The sequence below is a fragment of the Vibrio sp. 1978 genome, from assembly GCF_033344345.1.
Genome location: NZ_JAWPOP010000944.1, coordinates 1 through 533, shown reverse-complemented (window position 1 = coordinate 533; position 533 = coordinate 1). Strand labels below are relative to the sequence as shown.

At 48.2% G+C, this 533-nt stretch carries 1 pseudogene; it reads left to right on the top strand.

Annotated elements, in window-relative coordinates:
* Nucleotides 1-419: pseudogene (locus R8N49_RS30000) on the top strand (ribonuclease E); the annotation flags it as partial.
* Between the last annotated feature and the right edge of the window lie 114 nt (nt 420-533).

The following is a 533-nucleotide window of genomic DNA, read 5'->3' as shown; positions in this document are numbered from 1 at the left end:
CACCGATTGTTGAAGCTGTAGCGCCTGAAAAGGCAGAGCCAGTAGCGGTTGATCAAGCTCCTGTAGAGCCGATCGTTGAAGTGGCTGAAGCACCTGTTGCGGAAGCAACAACAGAAACAGTTGTTGAAGAAGCTCCGGTTCAAGAGCCAGTCGTTGCAGAAACTGTGGAAGAAGCAGCAACAGAAGTTGCCGTTGAAACTCCAGTAGCAGCGCCAGAGATGAAAGCTGAAGTTATCAACGTTGTTGCTAAGCCACGAGCTAGCGCACCAATGACAAAAGCACCTGGTCCTCAAGAACTACGTGAAATCGAAGTAGCCGCAGCGCCGTTTAAAGCTGAACGCTACCAAGCTAAAGGTGCTGGTAGCCAAGTGGCAACAAACCGCGCCTCTGCAGCAATGACAAAGCCAAACTTCAACTAAGTTTGAATACATTGCGATAGCCTGAAAGCTAGAATCAAAAGGCCACCGAAAGGTGGCCTTTTTTTTGTTTGTTCTCGGTCTAGCGTAATTGGTCATATTAATATCAACGACGGA